At 36.4% G+C, this 25,795-nt stretch carries 23 protein-coding genes and 1 pseudogene; 5 read left to right on the forward strand and 19 right to left on the reverse strand.

Going from position 1 to position 25,795, the window contains the following annotated elements; genetic code table 11:
- Window positions 1-64 precede the first annotated feature (64 nt).
- The 5 genes from AB4J89_RS02775 to AB4J89_RS02795 all read right to left on the reverse strand — a co-directional run bounded on the left by AB4J89_RS02775 (window position 65) and on the right by AB4J89_RS02795 (window position 4,839).
- Entirely contained in the window at window positions 65-910 is an 846-nt protein-coding gene (locus AB4J89_RS02775) for a siderophore-interacting protein (protein WP_088495406.1), read from the reverse strand.
- Window positions 911-1,301: 391 nt separating this feature from the next.
- Window positions 1,302-1,685, reverse strand: a complete 384-nt coding sequence (locus AB4J89_RS02780) for a DUF805 domain-containing protein (protein WP_088495407.1) — start codon at window positions 1,683-1,685, stop codon at window positions 1,302-1,304.
- Between the two features lie 680 nt (window positions 1,686-2,365).
- Complete coding sequence (locus tag AB4J89_RS02785; RefSeq protein WP_088495408.1) at window positions 2,366-2,527, reverse strand: DUF2474 domain-containing protein; 162 nt, start codon at window positions 2,525-2,527, stop codon at window positions 2,366-2,368.
- Window positions 2,508-3,515, reverse strand: a complete 1,008-nt coding sequence (cydB, locus tag AB4J89_RS02790) for a cytochrome d ubiquinol oxidase subunit II (protein WP_088495409.1) — start codon at window positions 3,513-3,515, stop codon at window positions 2,508-2,510. The genes AB4J89_RS02785 and cydB overlap by 20 nt, the downstream gene beginning before the upstream one ends.
- Window positions 3,505-4,839 carry a cytochrome ubiquinol oxidase subunit I gene (locus tag AB4J89_RS02795; RefSeq protein ID WP_088495410.1) on the reverse strand — a complete coding sequence of 445 codons (1,335 nt, stop codon included), beginning with the start codon at window positions 4,837-4,839 and terminating at the stop codon, window positions 3,505-3,507. Before AB4J89_RS02795 ends, cydB begins: the two co-directional genes overlap by 11 nt.
- Before the next feature lie 136 nt (window positions 4,840-4,975).
- On the opposite strand from AB4J89_RS02795, the gene AB4J89_RS02800 reads away from it, so the two are divergent.
- Complete coding sequence (locus AB4J89_RS02800) at window positions 4,976-6,391, forward strand: PLP-dependent aminotransferase family protein (RefSeq protein ID WP_088495411.1); 1,416 nt, start codon at window positions 4,976-4,978, stop codon at window positions 6,389-6,391.
- A 114-nt stretch (window positions 6,392-6,505) separates the two neighbouring features.
- On the forward strand, window positions 6,506-7,075 hold the full coding sequence (locus tag AB4J89_RS02805; protein ID WP_088495412.1) for a HutD family protein: 570 nt from the start codon (window positions 6,506-6,508) through the stop codon (window positions 7,073-7,075).
- 56 nt (window positions 7,076-7,131) lie between these two features.
- Here the strand turns inward: AB4J89_RS02805 and AB4J89_RS02810 are convergent, their stop codons facing one another.
- The gene (locus AB4J89_RS02810; protein WP_088495413.1) at window positions 7,132-7,743 is read right to left on the reverse strand and encodes a LysE family translocator; all 612 of its coding nucleotides are present in this window, start codon (window positions 7,741-7,743) and stop codon (window positions 7,132-7,134) included.
- A 161-nt stretch (window positions 7,744-7,904) separates the two neighbouring features.
- Here AB4J89_RS02810 and AB4J89_RS02815 point away from each other — a divergent pair, with 161 nt between their 5' ends.
- Window positions 7,905-8,369: an Lrp/AsnC family transcriptional regulator gene (locus AB4J89_RS02815; protein ID WP_023582027.1), complete on the forward strand. Its 465-nt coding sequence runs from the start codon at window positions 7,905-7,907 to the stop codon at window positions 8,367-8,369.
- 253 nt (window positions 8,370-8,622) lie between these two features.
- Here AB4J89_RS02815 and bla read toward each other — a convergent pair whose 3' ends face one another.
- Complete coding sequence (bla, locus tag AB4J89_RS02820; RefSeq protein WP_368468423.1) at window positions 8,623-9,519, reverse strand: class A beta-lactamase; 897 nt, start codon at window positions 9,517-9,519, stop codon at window positions 8,623-8,625.
- Between the two features lie 171 nt (window positions 9,520-9,690).
- Here bla and AB4J89_RS02825 point away from each other — a divergent pair, with 171 nt between their 5' ends.
- Window positions 9,691-10,569, forward strand: coding sequence for a LysR substrate-binding domain-containing protein (locus AB4J89_RS02825; RefSeq protein WP_368468425.1), 879 nt, complete (start codon window positions 9,691-9,693; stop codon window positions 10,567-10,569).
- A gap of 69 nt (window positions 10,570-10,638) precedes the next feature.
- Here the strand turns inward: AB4J89_RS02825 and lhgO are convergent, their stop codons facing one another.
- The 10 genes and pseudogenes from lhgO to AB4J89_RS02875 all read right to left on the reverse strand — a co-directional run bounded on the left by lhgO (window position 10,639) and on the right by AB4J89_RS02875 (window position 20,015).
- Window positions 10,639-11,841 carry an L-2-hydroxyglutarate oxidase gene (gene lhgO / locus AB4J89_RS02830; RefSeq protein WP_311754901.1) on the reverse strand — a complete coding sequence of 401 codons (1,203 nt, stop codon included), beginning with the start codon at window positions 11,839-11,841 and terminating at the stop codon, window positions 10,639-10,641.
- 15 nt (window positions 11,842-11,856) lie between these two features.
- Window positions 11,857-12,570, reverse strand: coding sequence for a FadR/GntR family transcriptional regulator (locus tag AB4J89_RS02835; protein ID WP_088495416.1), 714 nt, complete (start codon window positions 12,568-12,570; stop codon window positions 11,857-11,859).
- Complete coding sequence (locus tag AB4J89_RS02840) at window positions 12,571-14,538, reverse strand: TRAP transporter permease (protein WP_102949495.1); 1,968 nt, start codon at window positions 14,536-14,538, stop codon at window positions 12,571-12,573. It abuts the gene before it with no gap.
- Window positions 14,539-14,550: 12 nt separating this feature from the next.
- The gene (locus AB4J89_RS02845; RefSeq protein ID WP_088495417.1) at window positions 14,551-15,585 is read right to left on the reverse strand and encodes a TAXI family TRAP transporter solute-binding subunit; all 1,035 of its coding nucleotides are present in this window, start codon (window positions 15,583-15,585) and stop codon (window positions 14,551-14,553) included.
- 415 nt (window positions 15,586-16,000) lie between these two features.
- Entirely contained in the window at window positions 16,001-16,513 is a 513-nt protein-coding gene (locus AB4J89_RS02850; RefSeq protein WP_088495418.1) for a DedA family protein, read from the reverse strand.
- 248 nt (window positions 16,514-16,761) lie between these two features.
- Window positions 16,762-17,403 (reverse strand): annotated as a pseudogene (locus AB4J89_RS02855) (energy-coupling factor ABC transporter ATP-binding protein); the annotation flags it as partial.
- The gene (locus AB4J89_RS02860; RefSeq protein WP_311754900.1) at window positions 17,387-18,232 is read right to left on the reverse strand and encodes an energy-coupling factor ABC transporter ATP-binding protein; all 846 of its coding nucleotides are present in this window, start codon (window positions 18,230-18,232) and stop codon (window positions 17,387-17,389) included. The gene AB4J89_RS02860 and the pseudogene AB4J89_RS02855, both read right to left, overlap by 17 nt.
- Window positions 18,223-18,927, reverse strand: coding sequence for an energy-coupling factor transporter transmembrane component T (locus AB4J89_RS02865; RefSeq protein WP_193775157.1), 705 nt, complete (start codon window positions 18,925-18,927; stop codon window positions 18,223-18,225). Before AB4J89_RS02865 ends, AB4J89_RS02860 begins: the two co-directional genes overlap by 10 nt.
- 2 nt (window positions 18,928-18,929) lie before the next feature.
- On the reverse strand, window positions 18,930-19,511 hold the full coding sequence (locus tag AB4J89_RS02870) for an ECF transporter S component (RefSeq protein ID WP_368467989.1): 582 nt from the start codon (window positions 19,509-19,511) through the stop codon (window positions 18,930-18,932).
- A 75-nt stretch (window positions 19,512-19,586) separates the two neighbouring features.
- Window positions 19,587-20,015 carry a PPC domain-containing DNA-binding protein gene (locus tag AB4J89_RS02875; protein ID WP_075670997.1) on the reverse strand — a complete coding sequence of 143 codons (429 nt, stop codon included), beginning with the start codon at window positions 20,013-20,015 and terminating at the stop codon, window positions 19,587-19,589.
- Between the two features lie 301 nt (window positions 20,016-20,316).
- Here AB4J89_RS02875 and AB4J89_RS02880 point away from each other — a divergent pair, with 301 nt between their 5' ends.
- Complete coding sequence (locus AB4J89_RS02880; RefSeq protein WP_368467991.1) at window positions 20,317-22,812, forward strand: sel1 repeat family protein; 2,496 nt, start codon at window positions 20,317-20,319, stop codon at window positions 22,810-22,812.
- 70 nt (window positions 22,813-22,882) lie between these two features.
- Here AB4J89_RS02880 and alsS read toward each other — a convergent pair whose 3' ends face one another.
- Window positions 22,883-24,562: an acetolactate synthase AlsS gene (gene alsS / locus AB4J89_RS02885; RefSeq protein WP_368467993.1), complete on the reverse strand. Its 1,680-nt coding sequence runs from the start codon at window positions 24,560-24,562 to the stop codon at window positions 22,883-22,885.
- Window positions 24,563-24,629: 67 nt separating this feature from the next.
- Complete coding sequence (budA, locus tag AB4J89_RS02890) at window positions 24,630-25,457, reverse strand: acetolactate decarboxylase (RefSeq protein ID WP_368467995.1); 828 nt, start codon at window positions 25,455-25,457, stop codon at window positions 24,630-24,632.
- Window positions 25,458-25,795: the final 338 nt, after the last annotated feature.

Genomic DNA, 25,795 nt, shown 5'->3' on the forward strand with positions numbered 1-25,795 from the left:
TGCATATTATTGAGGGAGCTAATATGCAGCCTGCACAGCCAACGCTTGATCTTTAATTTATTACTCAGCTTACGTCTTCGTTATCCATAACATGGTGACGTTCAGCGTGATAGCCCTCTTCGTCATAACCAAAACGCCAATAAGGAATGGCATAAATCAGACTACGATCGTAACCGTTATCACGGCGAATATGGCGTCTTAATGCACGAATAATTTTGTCTTCACCCGCAATCCAAAATGCCACATCTTCAGCAGGTAATTCCCATGACATAAATTCATTAATTAAGTTTTGAGTTTGTTCTTCAACTGAGCCAATCAACCAGATTATCTCTAAGCCGCTAGGATGTTTAATTTCTTGGCGATGAGTTTCGTCTTCTACTCGTATAACAACTTTTCCTTGAACATTAGGCTGCATGGTTTCAATTAAAGCCACTAAAGCAGGTAATGAACTTGGGTCCGCTGCCATATAGTAATGTGACGCAGGTGCTAATAAAGGATCAGGGCCACCCGGATTAGTGATCCCAATATAGTCGCCTTGCTTAGCATTTAGCGCGAAATGAATAGCAGGGCCTGCATCGTCATGTACGGCAAATTCAATATCTAACTCTTTTTGCTCAGGACGAATAGCACGAACACTATAAGTACGTACAATCGATCTTGGTTCACCTTCAGGCCATTTAGGACCTTTTTCAGAAAAGCCTGGCACGGTTGGTTTAACTTGGCCTTCTAAAGGTAAGAATATTTTTAAATGTGCACCCGCAGTATCTGCTGGGTAAGTATCTAAATCATCACTCGTAAAGGTGATACAGCGCATTCCCGGTGTAACATCAGTAATACGTTTTACTTGAACTAGGCGAGGAGGAGCTGGTTTATAAATATTTTTTTCTTGAGGTGTTTTTTGGTTACTCACGTTTTTTTACCTGACTCATTTAATTGTTTTATCGACGTAGATATTATCATTTTCAATTAATAATGATAGTCATTATCAACATTAACATTGATTTAGTAAAGGAATGCGTATTTTTTACTTATATAGTGTGATTAGGTTCAAACTAGCAATAAGGAAAAAGCTTAAAGATCAACGCAATAAACATAGTGTAATAACTTGATGGTATTAATTAGAAAAGCTAGAGGTAAATAAAAACACTAAAGTACAATGCGGTAGGATGTATTAGTATTCTTTTATTTTAAGAGAGGAACGATTTTTGATGGTTAAAACAAAGGTAGGAAAATCAATTAATACAGTGAGTAAACTAAATAGTTATACACTCACTGTATTATTATATTAATTCAGCAATAGATTAAGCTTTAGGATCTGGGCCGAATCTGTTGTCACCTTTAGTACCTTCAAGGCACATAAAGACAAAAACAATTAATCCACCAACAGCAGGAATAAATGCAAGTAAGAACATCCAACCTGATTTATCTTGGTCGTGGAAACGACGAATAGTTACAGCAAGGCTAGGTACGATAATAGCTAAAGAATAAATACCGATAATAATACCTACAATCGAACCTAATGAACTCGTTTCACCAGTGTTCATATCTATTGATGACATTAAAATAGCATATAGAACAGTAATAATAATGGTATTTACCAGAGTAAACATCCAATATTCTTTTCTGCGAGCACGGCCTGAAAAGTTAGCGTAATTATTTTTAATGACTTCCAAATACCAATTCATGACTTCATCCTTAATTTAGTAGCAACAATACGTAAGCCTAGTGTAAGTGATCTTTCTTAGCAATTAAGATAATTCTAAATTATCAAAATATGTATTTTGAACAGATATTGTCCATTACCCACATTCTTAATAGGGAGTGGATTTAATTTTTGAATTAATCATATGGGCATATCTAAATGACTCATTTAGCGTGTCTTTATAGAATAATACAGATATGAACCCTCTAGGCTGCGATATCATAATTACTTTGGAAGCCTAATTCAACATTCATTCTATCTTATTTCTAGAGAAGATGGCTTTTTATAGGATTGTTTATATCTTTATTTATCGTAATAAATGCATAAAAAAGATTTTATCTCTTACCATTAATCAAAAATGATGTATTTGTAGTTATTTTAGCAAAGAGTTTGATTTAAATTTAGTTAATCATAGAAAAATGAAAATATTTACTTTTGTGCTTTCTTTTCCATTTTCTTTTATCGCAAAATAATTAATATAAATTAGCCATTAAAAGAGCATCTGATAACAATAGGCTAATGTGTAATAATACTAAACAGTAACCCATTATTTTAAATAAAGATAAAAGGGCTGAAGATAACTTCAGCCCTTTCTTTACTTTTATTTTATAGCTTACCGTACTTGGTACTCTTCAATTATATATTGCTGTATGCACTTTACCTTTACTTGACTTTCATTCCGGCTAACGTCATTAAAAAACGAAAGAGAGAAGAAACCGCGAATAAGGCTAAAACACTACAAAACCAAATAGTAATCAACCATCCCCATCTTTTTAATAACGAGGGTTTGCTTTGTATTTGTGGATCAGTGATAACCTTCTTCATAATTTGTTTTTCCTCTGAAAACGTAATAACTCCAGAATGTGTATACGAGAATAATTGGAATAATAAACAGTGCGCCAACTAGCATAAACCCTTGGCTTTCTGGCGGTGCGGATGCTTCTACAAAACTAATTGCAGGTGGAATAATGTTAGGCCAAATACTGATCCCTAATCCTGCAAAACCTAAGAAAATTAAAGCTAGTGCGCCAAAGAAAGGCAGGTAATGCCCCTGTTTTTTCACTGAACGTAAAATTAACCAAACGCTATACAATACTAAAAGAGGAACAGGTAAAAAGAAGAACAGGTTTGGTAATGTGAACCAACGTTCAGCAATTGTAGGTTGTGCTAATGGTGTCCATGCACTAACTGCTGCAATGACTGCAAGCATAACAAGTGTAAGAGGTTTTGCGACCTTATATAGACTCTGCTGTAAATGACCTTCGGTTTTCATAATTAGCCAGCCACATCCTAATAACGAATAGGCGATAACTAATCCAAATCCACAAAAGAGTGCAAAAGGGGATAACCAATCAAAATAGCTACCCGCAAAGGCGCGATTAACAACAGGCAAACCTTGAACTACGCTACCAACGACAACGCCTTGCATAAAGGTGGCTAAGATAGAGCCAAAGATAAATGATTTATCCCAAAAACCTTTGTGGTTGTCATCGGCTTTAAAACGAAATTCAAACGCGACACCACGAAAAATTAAGGCAACAAGCATTAATGTTAGAGGCATTGCTAAAGCATCAAGAATAACCGCATAAGCCAATGGGAAAGCGCCAAATAATGCAGCTCCTCCTAGGACTAACCATGTTTCGTTGCCGTCCCATACAGGAGCAACAGTATTCATCATTAAGTCACGATCTTGGTCACTTTTAATAAATGGATAAAGCATACCGATACCCAGATCGAAACCATCCATGACAATATACATTAACGTACTAAATACGATAATGACGAACCAAATAACTGGTAAATCAATTCCCATGATGAACCTCCGGTGTACCTTTACGGATCAGTTTTAACATATAGGCATATCCAACACCGAATACAGAGCTATAAACAACTAAGAAGATCAGCAAGCTTATACTCATATGCATTTCGCCGTGTGCAGATACGGCATCTCGAGTTCGCTGTATGCCATAAACAACCCAAGGTTGACGCCCTACTTCTGTTGTAAACCAACCGGCAAGAATAGCGATCAGCCCTGAAGGAGCCATCAAAAAAGTTAAGCGTAAGAAAGCTTTAGATTCATAAAGTTTCTTTTTATATCGCAGCCATGTTCCCCAAACACCCACTAAAATCATTAACATGCCAAGGCCAACCATAATGCGGAAAGACCAGAAGACGATAAGTGAGTTAGGTCGATCTTCTTTAGGAAACTCTTTTAATGCTGGAACTTGTTTTTCTAAGCTATGAGTTAAGATCATGCTGCCAAGATAAGGGATTTCTATTTTATATTTCGTTTCTTCAGCATCCATATCTGGCATACCAAAGAGAATTAACGGCGTTGCTTCTCCGGGTTCATTTTCCCAATGACCTTCGATTGCAGCGATTTTTGCGGGTTGATGTTTTAAGGTATTTAAACCATGGACATCACCAATGAGTGCTTGAATTGGTGCTAAAATTAAAATCATCCATAAAGACATTGAAAGCATCTTTTTCATAGCGGATGTTTTATTGCCTTTGAGCAGATGCCATGAGGCAGATGCGGCAATAAAGAAGGCAGATGCAAGGAAAGCGGCAACACCCATATGAGCAAGGCGATAAGGGAATGATGGATTGAAAATAACCGCGATCCAATCTACGGGAACGACTTGGTTATTTATAATTTCAAACCCTTGTGGTGTTTGCATCCAGCTATTTGAAGCCAAGATCCAAAATGTAGACATTAATGTACCTAATGCCACCATACAGGTTGCAAAAAAGTGGAGTTTTTCACCTACTTTATTCCAACCAAATAGCATTACACCTAAGAAACCTGCTTCTAAGAAGAAAGCAGTAAGAACTTCATAAGTGAGTAAAGGGCCTGTAATTGAGCCCGCAAAATCAGAGAAAAAGCTCCAGTTGGTTCCGAATTGGTAGGCCATAACCAAACCAGAAACAACGCCCATAGCAAAGTTAACAGCGAATATTTTTGACCAAAAATGGAATAGCGCTAAATAATCCTTATTGCGAGTTTTTAACCATAAACCTTCCAAGACGGCTAAAAAGCTAGCCAGTCCGATAGTAATTGCAGGGAAGATAATATGAAAAGAAACTGTGAACGCAAACTGGATACGCGCCAAATCAAAGGCACTTAACCCAAGCATAAAAACCTCGTTATATTGATATAAAAATGTAAATAGCAGGTAAATCGTGTGGATTAGTAGACCATATGACAGTAAGCTATAATAGTGACAATAAGTTTAAAAATGACTATAACAGTTTTGAGGTAAACAGTTTTATATGACTCGATATGAACAGCTTGCAGCGCAAATACGCCAACAAATTGAAGATAATATCTGGCAATCTGGCGACCGTTTACCTTCATTGCGGGATACGGTGAAACAATCAGGTTTAAGTTTAATGACTGTTTTACAATCGTATCAGTTATTAGAAAGCCAAGGATGGATAACTGCGCGACCACAATCAGGTTATTACGTTGCACATCGTAATACCCGTTTTGGTCAAGTAACAGCCAGCAAAGGGCTACACATGAGTGAGAATGTTGAAATAAGCACATCTATTTTCAATGTCCTTCAAGCGTGTAAAGATCCTGAAATTATTCCTTTTGGTTCCGCTTTCCCCGATCCCAGTTTATTTATTCAGCCTAAATTAAGTAGTGCGTTGGCTTCTGCCGCAAGACATTTAGCCCCCCAAAGTTCGGTGATCAACTTACCTCCGGGAAATGAAAAGTTACGCCGTAACATTGCACAACGCTATGCATTACAAGGAATTCATGTCTCCCCAGATGAAATTGTGATTACTGCTGGTGCAATGGAATCATTAAGTTTTAGTTTGCAAGCAGTCACCGAACCGGGTGATTGGGTTGTGATTGAGTCACCTGCATTTTATGGCGCATTACAAGCTATTGAACGTTTGCGATTAAAAGCGATTGCCATTAGAACAGATCCTGTAACAGGAATTTGTTTAGATGAACTCGAAAAAGTGGTTGAGCAATACGATATTAAAGCCTGCTGGTTGATGAGTCATTGTCAAAACCCATTAGGTGGAACGATGCCTGATGAGAATAAAATAAGGCTGGTGGACATATTAGCGAAGAAACAGATAACGCTAATCGAAGACGATGTCTATGGCGAACTTTATAATAGTCAGAAAGCACCGATGCCAGTAAAAGGTTTTGATAAAACAAATAGCGTTTTACATTGTGCTTCTTTTTCCAAATGTCTTGCACCGGGATTTCGAGTGGGTTGGGTCGCCGCAGGAAAACATGCAACAAAAATACAGCAGTTGCAAATGATGAGTACAGTTTCTGCCAGTATGCCAACACAGCAAGCCATTGCCGATTATTTATCACAAGGTGGTTATGATACGCATCTTCGCCGATTAAGATTATTGTTAGAACAAAGGCGTTATCGGATGTTACAAGCGATACAAACGCATTTACCTGAAGATGTAAAAGTGAATATTCCATCAGGAGGATATTTTCTCTGGTTAGAGTTTGAATCAACATTTGATGCCAATAAACTCTATCACTTTGCATTAGAAAGAGGTGTCAGTATTGCACCGGGTTCAATGTTTTCCACCAGCTCTCAATTTAATCATGCATTTCGTTTAAACTCTTCTTTTCAATGGAATAGTCGTACTGAAAAAGGAATGGAAATTATTGGTGAGGGATGCAGAAAATTACGACGTAAATAGCTGACGTCAGCGCACATTTTTAAAAGTTAGCTATTGATTTATTGACGGTAATCTCCAATGATTAATCCTTAACCTCATTATCAGACTGATAGCCAGATATTGCAGGAGGATACAATGAAGCTACGTTGTTTTGATCAACAAGAGTTACCGTTTATATCGTGGAATAATCAAAAAGGTACAACGCAAGAAATTGTGTGTTGGCCGGTTAATAATGATTTTTCATGGCGAGCGTGTTTAACCTCCATCGAAGAGAATAGCTCATTAGGACAATTTCCTGACATTGATCGGCAAATGGTGCTATTAGAAGGTAATGGCATCAATTTAAATAGCCCCGGTTTTCTTAGTCATTCCGTTACAGACTCTTATCAGCCTTTTGATTTTTCAGGTGATATCCATGTTCAATCTGAACTTATTAAAGGCAGCGTAAAATGCTTAAATATTATGGTGCGTCGGACGTGCTGGAAAGCAGAAACGACCTTAGTAACACGGCCACTTATTTTACCTAGTTCTCATGCAGGATTAATTTATGTCACTCAAGGTGAATGGACTTTAATGGGCGCAACTTGTCAGAGTTTATCAAAAGGACAGGGTGCGTGGTGGTTGCCTGATATTCGAGAAGGTGAAATAAGACCGTTAACCGCAAATTGCCAATTATTATGGGCAGATATTCGACCACTTAAATAGAGGCATTTTTGTGGTCAAATACTGACTAGAATAATAAATAGTGCTTAGGATTAAGGCTAATTTAAAGCCAAATTAATAGCTGCAAAAGTGAGTAATCCACCTGCAATGCCATCGTTATAGCGGCGACGTTTTTCACTTAAACCGCCTTTTAAGCCAATATAAGCAAAAAAGGTGCCTAGCAGACCATAAATAATTAAGCAAGTCGTGATAAATATCCCAGATAACAGCAATGATTGTGTTGCTACATCATTATGATTATCAATAAAGTTTGGTAAAATAGCGAGATAAACGAGTAGTCCTTTAGGATTAAGAAAACTGGTTAAAAAACCTTTACGAAATAGATGTGAGGTTTTTGAGGCATCTAGGGCTAATTGACCTTTTTTGCAGGCAGATATCAACATCTTGACTGCAAGATAACTGATATAGAACACACCAACCCATTTGAGTAAATGAAATAAAATGGGTGATGCTGATACTAAGGCAGCAAGCCCTAACGCACTCAGTGATGCATGGGTTAAATAGCCTGATATAACGCCAGTATTGGCAATCCATGCTGATTTCATACCGCCTGATAGCCCTTGGGATGAGATAAAAAGAATATCGGGCCCAGGTGTGCAGATAAGCGGTAAAACAGTCAGTGCGAATAATAATAAAGTGTTAAATTCCATCTTTTCACCTGATAGAGATAGTTTAAGAGAAATATCGTTTTTGCTGTGAAATTTAGCGGAAAGATTATATGATGTTTTCGAAAAAATCGGGTTGCTTTGTTGCTAACAAAAAGAATTAATTGGCAATAAAATTCCACAAATAGAATTAAGGTTAATCTTTGATGTCAATAAAATTAGATAAGATAGATAAACATATTTTGCAGGTGCTTCAGCGTGATGGCAAAATCCAGAACATTGAGCTGGCAAAAGAGGTTGGACTCTCACCTTCTCCTTGTCTTCGTCGTGTGCGTTTACTCGAAGAATCTGGTGTGATCACTCGTTATGTTGCTGTATTAGATGGCAGTAAGGTTGATGCAGGGTTATCTTTATTTGCAAGAATTTGGTTTAGAGCGCAAGACGCTGAAACTATTGAAGAATTTGTAAAAGCTATCAAGGTGTTACCTGAAGTGGTTGAATGTCATTTAATGGCTGGCGAATGTGATGCTCTTATTCGCATCGTTACTAAAGATTTAGCAACGTATCGTCGTTTTCATGCCGATTATTTAACACAAATTCCAAGCATCCAAAGTATAAAAACAGAAGTACCAATGGAAACGGTAAAAGTGAGTTTTGCTTTACCACTTTAATTTTCTAAACATTTAGGTTTGGTTAATTTTAAATCATCACACGATATTTTTAATAGAGAAAGCCTCTAGTTAATTTAAACTGTCCAATAAACTGGGGTCAGTTCAAATTTAACGGAGGCTTTTTTATTACAGTCTAATTGTTTATCTGCATGTTATTTCACTGATAGTATTTTGTGTATGGTTGTAATAATAGAGCCAATTAATAGCTCTATTATTCTATTTAATTTTTTATCTAGATTATCAATAAAGAAATTTATTTTGTTTGAGGTGAATTAGATATCTCTTTTGTTACAATTTCAGCAGCTTTAGCAATAATATCTTTACGGTATTTTGCATCTTGTTCTTGTTGTGTGAAATAAACGACTAAAATTAATGGCGTATGGTTTTCAGGCCAGATAACGGCAATATCGTTAGTTGTACCATAATCACCACTACCGGTTTTATCCCCAACAACCCAGTGTTTCGGTAAACCCGCTTTAATACTGTTATCACCCGTTGTATTACCTTTTAACCAAGTAACAAGTTGTTGACGCTGAGATTGACCTAGTGCATCGCCTAATGTCAGTGCTTGAAGACTTTTAGCCATCGCAATTGGAGAAGTAGTATCACGAGGATCACCATGAATTGCTGTATTTAATTCAGGCTCTTTACGATCAAGGCGATAAGTGACATCATTAATTGAACGTGCAAATTGAGTGACTTTGGCTGGACCGCCTAAATAATCTAATATCTTATTCATTGCTGTATTATCGCTATATTGCAATGTAGCAGCACTTAATTCAGCCAGCGTCATTCCTGTTGTTAAATGTTTTTCTGTAATAGGGCTGTAAGCAACTAAGTCAGATTTTTTAATCGTAATATTCTTATCTAATAATCCGGCTTGTTTTTCACTCGCTTTTAAAACGGCGGCAACCGCCATAACCTTACTTGTACTTGCCATCGCAAAGCGTTCTTCACCACGGTATGTTATTTGTGAGTTATCTTTGGTGTTGATTAATGCCACGCCTAAACGACCTTGGCTATATTTTTCCAGCGTATTTAATTGCTCTTCAATTGTATTATTGTTGTCAGCCCATAGCATTGGAGATGCTAATAGAGATATTAATGAAACTGCGATCGCTGCTGTTTGGCGAAATGTTGTTTTAAACATGGTCATTGTTGCTCATATTAAGTTAATAAAGAAAATCTCAATATAAATAGACAGTTATTGGGTAGATATAGAGCCGTTTATTTATAGGGTGCAATATCCTATTTAATTGATTTATTGACAATCGATAATAAATCACCTTAGCTTATAGAAAATCTAATGGCTAAGAATATTATGCGAACACATCTCCCCCTAAATGCACTGCGTGCATTTGAAGCTTCAGCAAGACATCTTAATTTCACCAAAGCGGCATTAGAGCTGTATGTCACTCAAGGTGCTGTTAGCCAACAAGTGAGAATGTTAGAAGAGCGGCTTGGCGTTATTCTTTTTAAGCGCTTACCTCGAGGTTTAGAAATGACGGATGATGCTCAAATCTTATTTTCTGTATTAACAACGGCTTTTAGTGATATTGAGCGTGTATTTAAACAATTTGAACGCGGTGAATATCGCGATGTTGTTTCAATTGCAGCTGTCGGTACATTTGCGGTGGGGTGGTTATTACCTAGGTTGGCCGAATTTAGGCAGTTATATCCAAGAATAGAAGTGAATTTAAGAACAAATAATAATGTGGTCAATTTGGCTACTGAAGGATTAGATTTTGCTATTCGATTTGGTGAAGGTTTATGGCCATTAACTCATAACAAAGCATTATTTTCTGCACCATTAACGGTATTGTGTTCATCGGGTACGGCGAAACGTTTACAACATCCAACTGATCTAATAAATGAAAACTTGTATCGCTCTTATCGAGAAGATGAGTGGTTGCAATGGTTTAAAAAAGCAAATATGTCGCCTATAAAAATAACGGGCTCTATTTTTGACTCTTCACGCTTAATGATTGAAAGCGCTATTTATGAAGGAGGAGTTGCATTAGCACCAGCAAAAATGTTTTCAAGAGAAATTGAAAATGGTCAGTTAGTGCAACCCTTTAAAATAGAAGTTGAAATGGGAAAATATTGGCTAACATATTTAAAATCAAAGCCAATGACAGCATCAATGGAAATATTTCAGCAATGGTTAATGAGTGAAGCGCTAAAAGAATGCAGTGAGTGATATAAAAATAAATAGCACTGATTAATTTCAATGCTATTTGTTATTTTTACTCGAAGTATATTTTTTCAATTACAAAGAAAAATGCTCTTTTACTATTTCTCTGCCTATTTCAATAGACGCAGTTGCCGCAGGTGATGGGGCATTACAAACATGCAGTGAACGTTTACCTTTTACAAAATGGAAATCATCTACTAATTTCCCTTCACGAGTTAATGCTTGGGCTCGAACACCAGCAGGACCCGGATGAATATCTGCTTCACGTAAATCAGGAATGAGTTTTTGCGCATTCGCAGTAAATAATTTACGTGAATATGAGCGGCGAAGCTCTGCCATTCCTTCACCTAAATAATTTCCAGCAATTTTCCAAAATCCTTTATAAGTGAGAACTTCGGCGAGATCTTTTAAGTTAATGTCGCTTTTTTTATAACCTTCTCGCTTAAACGCTAATACCGCATTAGGTCCAACGTCACGATGCCCGTTATACATGCGTGTAAAGTGTACACCTAAGAAAGGAAAATCAGGATTAGGAACAGGGTAGATCAAATGATTTACTAAGTAGTTTTTATTAGCATTAAGCATAAAATATTCACCACGGAATGGGACTATTTTCATACCTGTGTCATAACCTGCCATTTTAGCAATACGATCACTAAATAAACCGGCACAATTAATTAACCATTTGCCTGTAAATTGGTTATTAGATGTTGTAATAGTGACAGTATCATCGGTTTCATTAATTGCTGTAACCGCTTGCCCAAATGCAAATTCACCGCCACGAGATTGAATAATTTCAACGTGTTTTGCTGCAATTTCAGGGTAATTCACAATACCTGCATCGGGAACTAATAAGGCAGCAATACCATTGACATAAGGCTCTCTGACTTTAAGCTCAGCTTCAGTCATTTTGATCACTTCAAGTCCGTTTTCAATGCCTCGTTGATAGATATTTTCTAATGCTTGTAACTCTTTTTCATTGGTAGCAACAATGACTTTGCCACAACGATCATAATAGAGATTATGTTGTTGGCAAAACGCATACGTTGTGATGTTGCCTTGTTTTGCCAGCCTAGCTTTAAGGCTCCCTGGTGTGTAATAAATACCTGAATGAACAACATTACTGTTATGCCCACTTTGGTGAACAGCAGGGCCAGATTCTTTATCAATCACTAGTAATTTCAGCTCAGGTTGACTCTCTTGTAGTGCACTTGCAACCCCTAATCCGACTAATCCCGCACCAATAATAATCACGTCATAAGTCATAATATTATCCATTTTATAAATTTTAAATTAACAGGGTTCTTGTTGTAAGCGCTTTAATTTGCCACGCACATTGGTTAAATGAAGACGCATTCTATGGCTTGTCTCATCGTGATCTTGTTGGCGTATTGACTCAAGAATTGCCTCATGTTCTGCAATTACTCGTTCAATTTCAGTATCTCGTCCTTTGTTTTTACTTAACGAATACATTAATACACCAAGGTAGAGTTCATGTAAGTTATCTAAGATCCGGACAAAAAAGGGATTATGTGAGGCAACCATAATCGAACGATGAAATTGATAATCTTCTTTATGACCAATGCTTTTGTTTTGCCTTGTTGCCAAAACAAAAGCGTCGTGGGCGTTTTCGATAGCGCGTAATTCTTCTGGTGTTCGACGTAAAGCGGCAATAGCTGCCGCTTCATGTTCAATGACCTCACGCATTTCAAGCAGCGAATCTATCTCTTCAGGGCAAGCAATTTCCATAACTAATGGCTCATATTTACTGAGTATAGAATGGTCAATGACACGGCGACCGCCCCCTTGGCGTGAAGTTACAATGCCACTGGCTTCTAAGACACCTAATGCTTCTCTGATGGGGACTCGACTGACGCCAAAGGCGTCAGCAAGTACATTTTCAGAGGGTAACTTTTCACCAATAGGGTAAGTCCCGTTACTAATATTTTGCTTTATCTGCTCAAGAATTTGATGCGACGCTTTTTGGCGTGAGATCTTTTGTATCATCTAGTTTTCTCCAGATGCATGTCCCATATTGGCTAATTGCTTTTTAGACCGTAATAAATGGAATGCACCGGTTAATAGGATCAAGGCGACACCTAAAAGGTCGGTATATAAGCCCGGTTTAATCATTAGAATTGCCGCTGCTGCAAATGCAATACGCTCAAACCACGTTGTTTTAATCATCCAGAAGTTTGCCGTTGCGATACTTAGTGCATAAATTCCGATTAATGCACTAATAATCATTAATCCAATAGAAAGTACACCTAAATTATCACCTTGCATCAATAAAGCAGGGTTATAAACTAAAATAAACGGAATGATAAACCCGGGAAGTGCTAAACGAACCGCATCCCATGATGTCTGCATTGGATCAGCTCTTGCAATACTCGCTGCGGTATAACTTGCTAATGCCACTGGTGGTGTAATATTGGATAAAGCACCAAACCAGAAAACAAAGAAGTGAGCAGCTAAAGGCATTACACCCGCTTTAATTAAGATAGGTGACACTGTAACGGCTACAACAATATATAATGCCGTTGAAGGTAAACCCATACTTAATACAATACACACCAGCATAACGACTAATAATATCATCCATAATGTGTTATCTGTCATTGAGACGATATTAAAGGCCAATGTTGCACCAATACCCGTCATTGTAACAACACAGATAATGACACCTATAGCAGCACAAGCGACAGTCACTTGAACAGATCCACGAGCCGCTTCAGCTAAGGCGTCAGCCACTTTAGTTAATGTCATACGGACTGATTTATCAGGCGTTATCCAACTTGCAACAATAATAGTTAGAATACCTAAGAAGCCTGCATAAATAGGTGTTTTACCCACTAATAAGGTGCCAATAACAATAACTAAAGGCAGTAATAATAAACCACGTGCTTTTAATACCGCTTTAACTTGTGGAATATTCTCTTTACTTAAACCTTTCAATCCTTGTTTTTTGGCTTCGATATCAATCGCCATAATTAATGCTGCGTAATACAACAACGCTGGAATAATCGCGGCAATAACAATCGTGGTATAAGAAATGCCCAAAAAGCCCGCCATAATAAATGCAGCAGCACCCATAATAGGTGGCATTATCATACCGCCCGTTGATGCAGTTGCTTCTACGGCACCCGCAAAGCGAGGTGTTAATCCTATGCTTTTCATCAAAGGAATGGTAAAAGTACCGGTTGTTGCTACGTTGGCGACAGCACTTCCACTTAATGAGCCGGTTAATGCAGATGAAATAACAGCAACTTGTGCAGGACCACCACGGCGACGCCCCGCAAGAGCAAGTGCTAAGTCATTAAATAGCGCCGTTGCGCCACTTACACTTAAGAACGAGCCAAAAAGAATAAAGACAACAATTGCCGTCGAGGCTGTTGAAAGGGTGATCCCAAAAATACCTTCACTGGTCATAAATAAGCGGTATAACAATCTTTCTACAGAAAATCCTGCATGACCGAAAATACCCATAAAATACTGACCAAATAAAGCGTAGATAATGGCAAAAGTAGCAAGTCCTGGAATAAAGTAACCAGTGGTTCTTCTTGCTGCTTCAAACAGTACAATAATTCCTAATATAGCCATGACATAATCAGTCGTATTTGGAATGCTTTTTCTCACAACATGAAGGTCGACATAATTAAAGAAAAAATAGCCATAACTGATTAATGTTAAAGCAATAAAAAGATAATCCCATCCATTAAATTTAGGCGTTGAAAAACGCTTAGAGAATGGAAACAAAATAAAACCTAAAATTAAAATACCGCTAAGAAAAATAGTATTACGATAAAACTCTTGAGTATTTGATAATGCGTTGGAATAAATAGCATAAAGCGAAATTAATATTGCAAGAGTCGTGGTAATTTTCAGGTAAATACCTGCAAGTTGGCGATTGCCGGAGCTTGCTTCTTTATCTAATGCAGGTGGCTCTACCGGAGTTAGGTGGTCATTGTTAGTCATAACTCACTCCTGTTATTTATTATTAGTCTGCGTTTGAGCTTCTGGTGGAATAAGATAATCAGGGATCTCTAGTCCGATTTCTTTGTAGTAGCGGTAAGCCCCTAAATGTAATGGTACAGAAACGCCTTTTAATGCATTTTCTGTGGTGATGTACTTGGCTGCACTATGAACTTGATGAACTTCAGGCAGGTTCTCAAACATAGTTTTTGTCAGCTCATAAACTAAATCATTATCAATGCTGGTTGTGGTCATTAAGATATTAGGTTGAGCAATAGTATTGACCATTTCAGTTTGACGAGGGTAGGTGTTGGCGGGTATTTCAAATCGAAACCATGAATTTGCCACATGATTGATATCATCAAGTTGCTTATCGGTGACTTCGAGTAATTTTGCACTGACACCACTTGCGTACATATCCGTTACCGCAGAAGCTGGGACGCCAGCAGGTAATGCGCCACCATCAAGGCGACCATCTCGCATAGCAGAAACCGTATCTCCATAGCCAAGGTATTCTGGAGTGATATCTTTCTTAGTTAAATTAACGCCTTTAAGAATAATAATTGTAGATTGTTCGGTGCCGCTGGCTTGAGGGCCAACTGAAAAACTTGTTGCACGAATATCGTCTAATGTGCCTGTTTTCACTTTGTTATTCATCAATACAAAGTGTTCGACATTCGGCCATAACATAGAAATTGAGCGTAGATTTTTTTCTGGTTTACCTTCAAAGTTACGCACACCTTCGTAGGCTTCTACGGCTAAAAGGCTTTGTAATATTGAAAGTTGAGCTTCATTCTTCTGCATTAAATAGATATTTTCTATTGAACCAGCAGAAGATTGTCCAGTTACTTGAACGCCTCTATCCTTAAGATGCGTACTCCATACGTTTGCTAAACCCACTCCCATCGGATAATACGTTCCTCCTGTTGAAGCGGTTGCTACAGAGAGAAATTGTTTATTCGCATTCTCTTTTTTGCCGATTACTGCTAATGAGACAACAGCAATAACAGCAACAATACCGATGGCAAGCTTTGTTTTTCTTATTCTCATGATGTTGTTCCTGTACATAAAAACGCAGGTGAATGTTTCACACCAACTTGTATACAACATGACAACTTTTATAGAAATAAGGAACGTTAAGAAATTGTGAAGTAGCGTAATGAAATTAAAACAAGAAAATAACAATTTGTGATCAACATAGTAATTATGCAATTTTTAATCATAATTATGGTGATAGTGATAAAACACAAAAGAAAATATCAATAACTTGTTAGAGAAACGATAAAACGAGCTAAAAAACAACCTATTTATCGATAATAAAAAATAAAATGAAAAAAACAGAGGGTCAGAAAATCGTTAAATAATTCGATGAAAAAGAGGGTAAATAGACCATTTTTAGTGTTAAGAGGATAAATAAAGGTTAGCAATAAAGTTTGGTAGTAAAGCTTAGTCGTAATTAAAACGCTTATAAGGCAATGGAAAGCACGCCTGTTGCAATCAGTACAAACATAGCTGACCAAATTAATGCAGAAATAGCACTAGTAATATAAATACCGTATGTGGGTAGTTTTAATAGACCGGCACTAAACGGTGTTAAATAACGAAATACAGCGAGGAATCGAGAGATAAATAAAATATAGTGTGTCTTATTTTTTAATAACTGCTGAACTCGATTAATTTTTGATTGATAACGCTTAACCCATGCTTTAAGTCGAGGAAATCGATAGATAGAGCGGCCTAATTCATAGCTAATAATTGAGCCTAATAGAGCGCCACAACTGGTTGCTAGCCAAAGAAAGATAGGAGAATAAAGAGGCAAACAGGCACCAAAAATAAAGATCAACATTAAAGATGCAGGAGGTAAGAATGAAGAAATACCAATAGTCGATTTTCCTGCTGTGATTAATGTAATGGAGAGAAAAAGCGTAATGGGAGATAAATGACCCAAAGAGTCTAATAGAGTGTGAATAATTTCCATTTTATTATCTCCAGCAACAAAATAAACAACAACAAACGCGAATAATAGAGAGATAAGCCTTAAGATTATTATGGGTTAATTTTATGATTTTTATTCATTTCAACTAACATTTTAGCCCATTCAATGGGGGAGTTTTTAGTTGGTAATTTTAGTTTTTGGCTTAATGAGTATAGCGTAGGTGCAGGTATATCTGAAAGGGATTGCAGTGTTGAGCTCATTAATACCTTTTCAGGTGCGCCATCAGCAATTAATTTACCTGAAGATAAATGGATAACTCGCTGAAAATGGCGTGCAGTGAAGTCCAGATCATGGCTAATAGCAAGAACAGATGTCCCTAATGTTTTTTGTACTTGAAGCCAATTCTCAAAACAAGCCAGCCAATGTGCATCAAAATCGCGAGTAGGTTCATCAAGCAGTAATATTTTAGGGGATAGAATACTTAAACTGGCGACGGCAACCATTCTGCGCTGACCTGCATGTAAATCTAAAGGATGAACATCAGCGACATCACTTAAACCACAAAGCATTAATGTTTCATCTAAACGTTTTTTAGTCTCATCTTTAGAAAACTTGCGTTGTTTCAGACCAAAAGCGACCTCTTTTTCTACTGTATTATGAAATATTTGTCGTTCAGGCTCTTGAAATAATACACCAATATATTGGGCTCGTTGCTCCGCTTTCATTTGAGCTAATGACTGATTGTTGAGTTTTACCTCACCTTCATTGGGTGTTAATAACCCCGCAATTAAACGTAATAAGGTTGATTTACCCGCGCCATTATCACCAACGAGCGTTATCCACTCACCTTGATTTAATGTTAAAGATAATTGAGAAATACAGGATGGAACATCTTCACTCCAACGATAAGACACTTTATCCAGCTGTAGCATAAAACTCCTTAAAAGCCTTAAGCAAAGCTTTATCGTTATTTACAATATTTTTGTTCCAATAATGGTTTTCAACTAACCAATTTAAAGCTTGCCATGAATCAGGGGCATTAATTGTTGAAAATAAGAAAGGAAATATATCTTCTAAGACGCCTGTTGCTTTTGTTTTTCCTGCTTCTAACAATAAAAATTGTTCACTAAGCGTTATTGCAGGTAATAAGCTACGTTCAAAAATAATCACACTACATTTATGTTCTTTTGAATATTGTTTTATACGTTGTTGTAATTGTTGTGTTGCATTAGGGGTTAAACGACTGAATGCTTCATCAAGTAATAATAATTTTGGGTGCATGGCAAGGGCACTTGCAATCACAACTCGCTGAGCTTCTCCGCCTGAAAGTGTTGAAGGATGACGAAAACGTAAACTGTCGCATTGTGTTAATCCCATTGCTTCTTTTACACGAAATCGAACTTCATTATCGCTTAACCCTAAGTTTTCAGGACCAAAAGCAATCTCTTGTTCTACAGTAAAAGCACAGCCTGAGAGCTGTAGTTGGGGGGATTGTTGAACGAGTTGTCTTCCGGGGGCTAGCGACACTAATCGGCTTTTATCTAGAGCAATATTTTGTACAATTCCCAAGCCTTGTACTGAACCTGTTAATAAATCGGGATACCAACCTGCTAGTAATTGGGCAAGAAGACTTTTTCCACTGCCATTACCTCCCAAAACAACAAGCCACTCTCCTTGTTTTAATTGCAAATCGATAGGGCCGATAATCGGTTGCTCATCGCCTTTAGGGGTAAAACTAAATTGCTGAAGACTTAGTACCATAGCCAAATAGCCCCTTCAACAAAGATAAGCAGTAAAATAAAATGGCGTAACATTTCTTGTAGTGGTGTATCGGCAGGAGGAGAAAGCGTAGTACGTTTTGCAATAATACGAAATCCTCGCATATCTAATGCGGCACTACGAATAGTTAAGTCACTTAATACATGGCTAATAAGTGGTAGGATAATGGCAGGTAATGTTATTAGACGTTGCCAAAATGAACCATCAAGAGGTACACCTCGCGCTAATTGTGCTTCTCTTATATTGTGTAATTGTTGGCGTAATTGTTCTACAAGTAACAAAGGTCCTGCTAATAAATAGGAAAGGCTCATAGGTAGGCGGCTAGCAAATAAGGCTCTAATAAATTGTTCGGTTGAAGTGTACTGCAACCACAATTGAGCACCGCTTATTATTGCTAATAATCTTAACCAAAGTGTTATTGCCATAGTTTGTTTACTGGTATCTAAAATGCCACCTGTTAACCAATACGCAAGCCAACCGCTATGAACTAACCATAAGCCTATTGCCATTGGGATCATCAACCATGCAATAAAGCGCCAACGCCAGCGAGAGTCTTTCCAAAGTAATAAGCTAATAAAAGTACCACTGCTGATAATCAGCAGTGGTAAGCTTAATGATAAAAAAAGCACACTAGCACTTAGCCAAAGCCATAATGCCAGTGAGGTGAAGGGATGCATTATTAGCGAACCTTAGCCATTGCAGGGAAATTACGTTGTGTTCTTTGTGGTAATTGACGTACTAATAACCAAGCAATAATTGCTGATAATATTTTATCGGCGAGATTTGCACCTAATACAGTAATTGCAACAGATTCAATAAGCCCTTCACCAACAGCATGAAAATAAGCGACAAAGAAATCTGCGCCACTTCCAGTTGCACCACCAAATAAATAAGTACGAATTGGAACAGCGACAATCATCAACGCTAAAGTAATGACAACGCCTGAGCCAATAACGCGAATTAAAGAGCGAAAACCACCTGCACGCGCTAATAAACCTGCACTTAATCCTATCATCATGGCAACGGGTGCAAATGCGGCGGCGATTGGACCACTAATTAACCCCCATAATAGATTGGTTAATAATCCAGTAAATAATGCAACCCACGGACCACCTAATAATGCACAGATAAGTGTACCAATAGAGTCTAAAAAGATAGGAAGTTTGACCATTGAGGTGATTTGACCACCGATCATATTTATTGCAATAGAAACAACAATGAGCACAAGAGTACGGCTCGAAATTTGAGGAGTTGTAGACATAGTTTAAAAACCTTTACAAAGGATAGTTACTATTGGTTTTATTATTTTGCGTCAATAACGCTTTTGATAAAAAGGCTATTTACGCGGTGTGATGACCAACTCCTCATAACCAGAGTGCTCACAAGGCTGACGGCTAAAAGTCACTTGCTCTAACTCACCAATAACGAGCTCTAGCGTCGTGCGCACTGTACAGCCTGGCATCATATGTCCACCACACATTAATCCATTTTCATCTGAAACTGCTAAATGCAAATGTTCACCTTGGTCATCTAACGTCCCAATCAGTGAAACAATTTCAAATTTACCTGTAAGATAGCGATTTTCTTCGCGGCCTGCAAAACGTAATACCACATCTGTTAAACTCCCCACACAACCTGCAATAAATGCCGATTTCAGATTTTGTTCTTTAATAATCTGCCGTAATGCCATAATCACATCCTCGTTAGGGAGAAGGCGAAGTGCAATAAATCGGGCATGAGAAGAAAGATGAGGTGATTGTAGCATGGGGTTATCCTAAAGATTAAATAAGGCAACGATTTGAATTTATTAGCCAATTAGATATTAATCGATATTCACTAAGTCTAGAATATCTCTTCTTCATTATTCACGGAATATGTTAAATAGGGAATAGACAGCCTACGCATTTTTAATGAAAAAGTGTTTGCTACATAAAGAATTGGTAAGTTATCGATTGACTGGTGTAAATAGAAAAATGACACTTAAGTTAAATAAATCAGAGTCCATCATTATTGATCTATGGCGGTTGATTATTTAAAAGTAAATTATGTAACGTAAAAGGATAATTATGTCTCGTAAAATGAAAAATATACTTATACTTATTTCATTAATTGTTATTGTTTTAGGTTTATATTTCAAAAAAGATAAAATTGAACCGGTGCCAGATGAAGCTAGCAGAAATGCAGAATATGCATTAATACCTATCGATGGCGATCACTCTTTGGCAGAAAAAAAGGCAACACTTGAAGAGTTAGAAAAACTAGCTAAGACAGGAAATAAAGAAGCTATATATCAATATTTAAATAATCCAGATTCCCCTAAGAGATCACTAAAAACAGAAGCTCTTATAAAGCCTTTTATTGAAAGCAAAGATCCTAAAATGATGTATTTAAAATATACATTAATAAGAGAAGATATTAATCTACTTCTTGATGCGGCAAATGCAAATTATCCGGATGCGGTATATCTTCTTTATCAAATTTATAATGGTGATAAAGAGAGCGATCTTCTCAGAAAAGATGTCTTATTAGCTAAAGTATATTTAACGTTATCGGCAGATTTGGATCATCATGATGGATTAATTAAAAAAATTGAGGATTTAACTCAAAATAATAGTAATAACTCACCATACTTTAGTGAAACACTTAAAAAATATATAGATAAGCTTTTAGAAAAATATCCTGATTCTTATCAAGCGATGCTAACCATTGCTAATGTTTATTCAAATCCCAAAAGTAGCTTTTATGATCCTGATAAAGCCTTTGAGCTAGTAAATTCAGCTTATAAAATACAACCGTCTCCAGAAAGTAAACTAAGCCTTGCGAAGCTATATGCTAATGGTGAGGGAACAGTACAAAATTTGAAAAAAGCGGTTAATTTCTTACAAGAAAATATCAGAGATAATAAATTATTAGATGAGAGTCAACATCTATTAGTCAGGATCTATTTTGAGTTTGATGTTTCAGAATATATCGCAAAAGAGCACATCGTTGATATTTTAAAAGAGAGTGTGAATAAAAATAAAGCTAACACATTTAATCAAGATTATCGCCTCGCACATTATTACGCTGATATACTTTTAGAACAAGATGCCATTAAAAATAAAGAATATGCTTTTTCATTGTATAAAAAAGCAAGTTATTACACTTATGCAGCTTATCTTCATCAAGCCATTGCAATCATGAAATATAAAAATAGAATAAATAATGATGTTTTTATTTATGTAATTAAAGCGCTGGAAGATGATTTGGAAAACGGGATACTCACTAAAAAAGAGCGAAAAGAAGGCTATGATCTTCTTTTGAAATATGGAATGAATTCGCCAAGAGTAATTGATTTTATCGTTGAACGTTCTTTGTTTGACGAGGAAGTTAGAACGCAAGTTCAACCTTTATTAAATAAAAATATAAATCTAGCATTTAAATATACAATAAGAAATATTATTTATGAAAATTCTGCTAAAAAACTTAATGAAGAAAAATTAAGAAAATATTATAAAGATATTTTTAAATTGGCTGAGTTAGGTTCTACTGAAGCAATGCAATTTATTGTCACAACAAGATATGTTGATGAAAATATGCTTGGAAGGCTTTATCATGATCATAATTTTGATAATTTAACCAATATTACCGCTAAAGAACGTTTTGCTTGGCGTCATAAATGTGCAAATTTGGGGAATAATATTTGCTTAAAAGATTTATCCTTAATTTATCAAGAAGGTAAAGAAGGCATTCAAAAAGATGCAGTAAAAGCACAAGAATATGAAAAGCGCATTAGTATTGATTTATCTAGCCCTGAATTAGAATTGTATGAAATAGTGACAAGAACCCGTGAGGGAAGAGATAATGATCTTAATCGTTTAATGAAACAAGAAGAGAGCGATAAGAAACTACTTGAATTAGCAAGGTTTTACTCTTATGAAGATCGCCAAAAAAGCTTTACTTATGCTGAAAAAGCCTATGATTTAGGAAATAAAAAAGCGAGCAAATATCTTTATAATTACTATATGGAAAGCATTTGCGAAGATAAAGATAATATCAATAAAGCGGCGAACTATTTTAAAGAATGGATAGAAACAGAAAAACCTCGTAGTAACGAATTTACCTATAATAGCACTAGAATAATTGCTGACTATTATTTAGAGGCACCTTGTTTAGTTGAGCAAAACTTAGATAAAGCCATTGAGTGGTATCAATTATCTTTAGATTACCCATTCGGTATAGATAATCGCATCTATACGGAATTAAATAAAATATACTCCAATGGGCTGGATAGCGTAAGTCAAGATCCTGCAGTAAATATATATGTTTCTACATTAAAAAATCATAATGACTATATTGTAGATATGAATGTTCGATTAGGAAAAATGAGTTTCGCGGAGCCTTCTTTCTCAAAACTTTATGAAGCATATCTGTTTAAAGGTGATGCTAAAGAAGCATACTATTATGGTTTATTAATGAATAGAGATGTGAGTAACGTCGCTATGTTCTATTCTTTATCAGAGAATGAGCGTAAAAATATTGAAACTCGCGTCACTGAATATTTAAATCAAAATAAACAGTAGCACTATATTAGAACGCCCTCAATAGTATTTAATATTATTGGGGGCTTTTATCTAATTAGTTTAGAATACACTAAATAATTAAATTATAATTAATATGTTCCATTAATTTAGCGTTATCTCGATAATCAACAGGAATAGCAAGAACTGCGGGGCCATCAACAGCCATTGCTTCATGTAAAACGGTACGTAATTGAGATGCACATTCAACAGAAAATCCTTTAGCGCCAAAAGATTCGGCATAACGTTTAAAATCAATTGCTCCAAATTTTACGCCAGAATAACGACCATATTTTTCTTGCTCTTGCATTTCGACCATATTATAAGCGTTGTCCACCCAGATAATATGCAAGATATTGGTATTTAAACGAACTGCGGTTTCTAGCTCCATAGACGATTGCATAAAGCCACCATCACCAGAAACAGAAATAATTTTATCGGATGGTCGAACAAAAGAAGCGCCAATTCCCCAAGGTAATGCAACGCCCATTGTTTGTTGTCCATTAGAAATCAGCATTTGTCTTGCTCTAAAACTATAAAGATAACGAGCGAGCCATATATGAAAACTTCCCATATCAATACAGAGTGTTACATCGTTATCAATAATATTTTGCATCTCATGGATGATGGTTAAAGGGTGAATAGGAGAACCATGTCGAAAATAACTATTTTGTTGCAGAATTTCTCTTTGGTGACGAATTTTCTCTAAAACCTGACGAGTATTATTTGAGAGTGTAATTTGAGATGCAGATTGTTTAGCAAAATAGTGAGTTAAATTATCAATTGTTAATTTAATATTGCCTGTTAATTCTAAATCAGGGCAGTAAGCTAAATCAATTTCAGCGGGGATCTCGTCTATATGAATAATATTGGCATTATTATGATTCCATAATGACGGCTCATATTCGATAGGGCTATAACCTAGAGTGATTACTAAATCAGCGTGAGATAATAACTCATCACCCGGTTGATTATTAAATAAACCAATACGACCTGCAAATAAAGGAAAATGGCGTTGAGCAATCGCACCTGCCGATTGATAAGTGCCTACAATCGGAAGAGGGCAAATATCAAGTAGCTTTTGTAATGCTAATGCATTTTCAGGGTAACTAGCTTGTAATCCTAATAAAATAACGGGGCTTTTGGCATTCAGCAGTAATTTCACGGCTTCTTGGATGGCGTCATTATTTGCGCTACCAATATTGGATTTTGATTTAGGCACTAATATTGGGCTATTAACTTCATTATTTAAAATATCCATTGGAAAAGTTAAAAAAGCGGAGTCTGGTCTTCCTGATTCTGCATGGCGAAAGGCATTAGCCATAGTTTCGGAAATTGATTTTGAAGAATCAATTTCAGCACAAAATTTAGTAATAGGATTAAACATGGTCACGGTATCCATGCTTTGATGAACCAGTTTTAGTCTATCAGAGGATTTAACTGATCCTCCCAACGCAACTAATGGATCACCTTCAGATGTTGCTGTTGCAATGCCCGTTGCAAGATTAGAGCATCCTGGACCCGACGTTGCGATAGCCACTCCCGCTTTGCCCGTTAAACGACCAACTGCGGCAGCCATAAATGCGGCGTTAGCTTCATGACGAACAACCACTGTTTCAATGCTAGAATCAACAAGAGAATCAAATACACGATCAATTTTTGCACCCGGAATACCAAATACTTGTTTAATGCCATGTTGTTCTAATTGTTTGACAACTAAATCTGCACCACATTTCCAATGAGGAGTATTCATATAACCTTCTTTGATTTTGCAAGTGAATAAAAAATTGGATTGAGAATAAAATGACGTGATTTTTAAATTAATTTTCGGCTTGTTCTATTGCTTGATGGAGGTTGTCTGGCATTAAATTAGCTTGTAGAAAAGCTGACTGGCTGGGTAAATCAATAGTAAGGCGAGAAATGATCCCGATTTGTAATATGCCCTTTTTTAAGTAGTAATCAAGAACGTGCCCACCACCTTGGCGTTGTTGATTAATATAATGCTCATGAAATCCCGCAACATTTATGCCTTGAGTAAATTGTGGGGATCGAAAACCTGCAATAATTCCTGTTTCATTGTGAAAGGTGAAAATAGGCTGATTTTCGATAGCTTCCAACATTGGGCGGTAGGGCGGCTCTTGACGAGGCACTGTGCGTGTTTTAACTAATTCAAATTCACCTTCAATTTTGATTGCACAAAACAAATTATCGGAAGGAACATACTGATTAATTACATTGTGTATTTCTTTTTGTGATGCACCATAAGAAAAGTGATGTTCAATATCACAATTGAAAAATGTCATTACAGCAAAAGGAGATTTTTGAGAATTTAATGCTTTCCGCGCACTACCATCAGAGCGTAGCTGAAAAACATTACTGTCGAATGCAACTAATTCACCATCAAGTTGATTGAATGTTCCTAAACCAAAATCACCATGCTTTAATAAATCAGCAATAGTAACCTCACTGTCATATACACCCGCAATTAAACTACTCATTAATGAATTTTGATAAATAGTACATTCGGGATGATTATTAATATAATTATTTAAGTTGTTTATTATTTCTTGCCCACATTGGCAACCACTCTCTTTATTCTGTTTAATATCGCTATTATCTCGCACGTTATATTTAAGACTACTATTCATAATAAAATCGATCCTTATTGAATAAAGACAGTCATTAGTTGACTATCAAATTTATTATCAATCCAATTCATAAGTTTTTCAAATGTTTTAATTGTTATTGAATAATGGGTGATAGTTATTTATTTGAAAATTAAATATAGATTACTGTTTTATAGTGATTTAATTTATTCGATTTATTGATTAAAAAATTAGTTTAATAAAGTATATTTTTATTGATAAGCTGTTTTTATTAGATGTATGGTGATGGTGATAACTAGGTGAGTGTGAAAAGCATACACTTTACGACGAATTAGTTATGGATTACTGTGAATTAATCTATTTAGGGAAGAAAATGGAAG

Source organism: Proteus sp. STS61-E (assembly GCF_040932335.1).
GTDB lineage: Bacteria > Pseudomonadota > Gammaproteobacteria > Enterobacterales > Enterobacteriaceae > Proteus > Proteus mirabilis_B.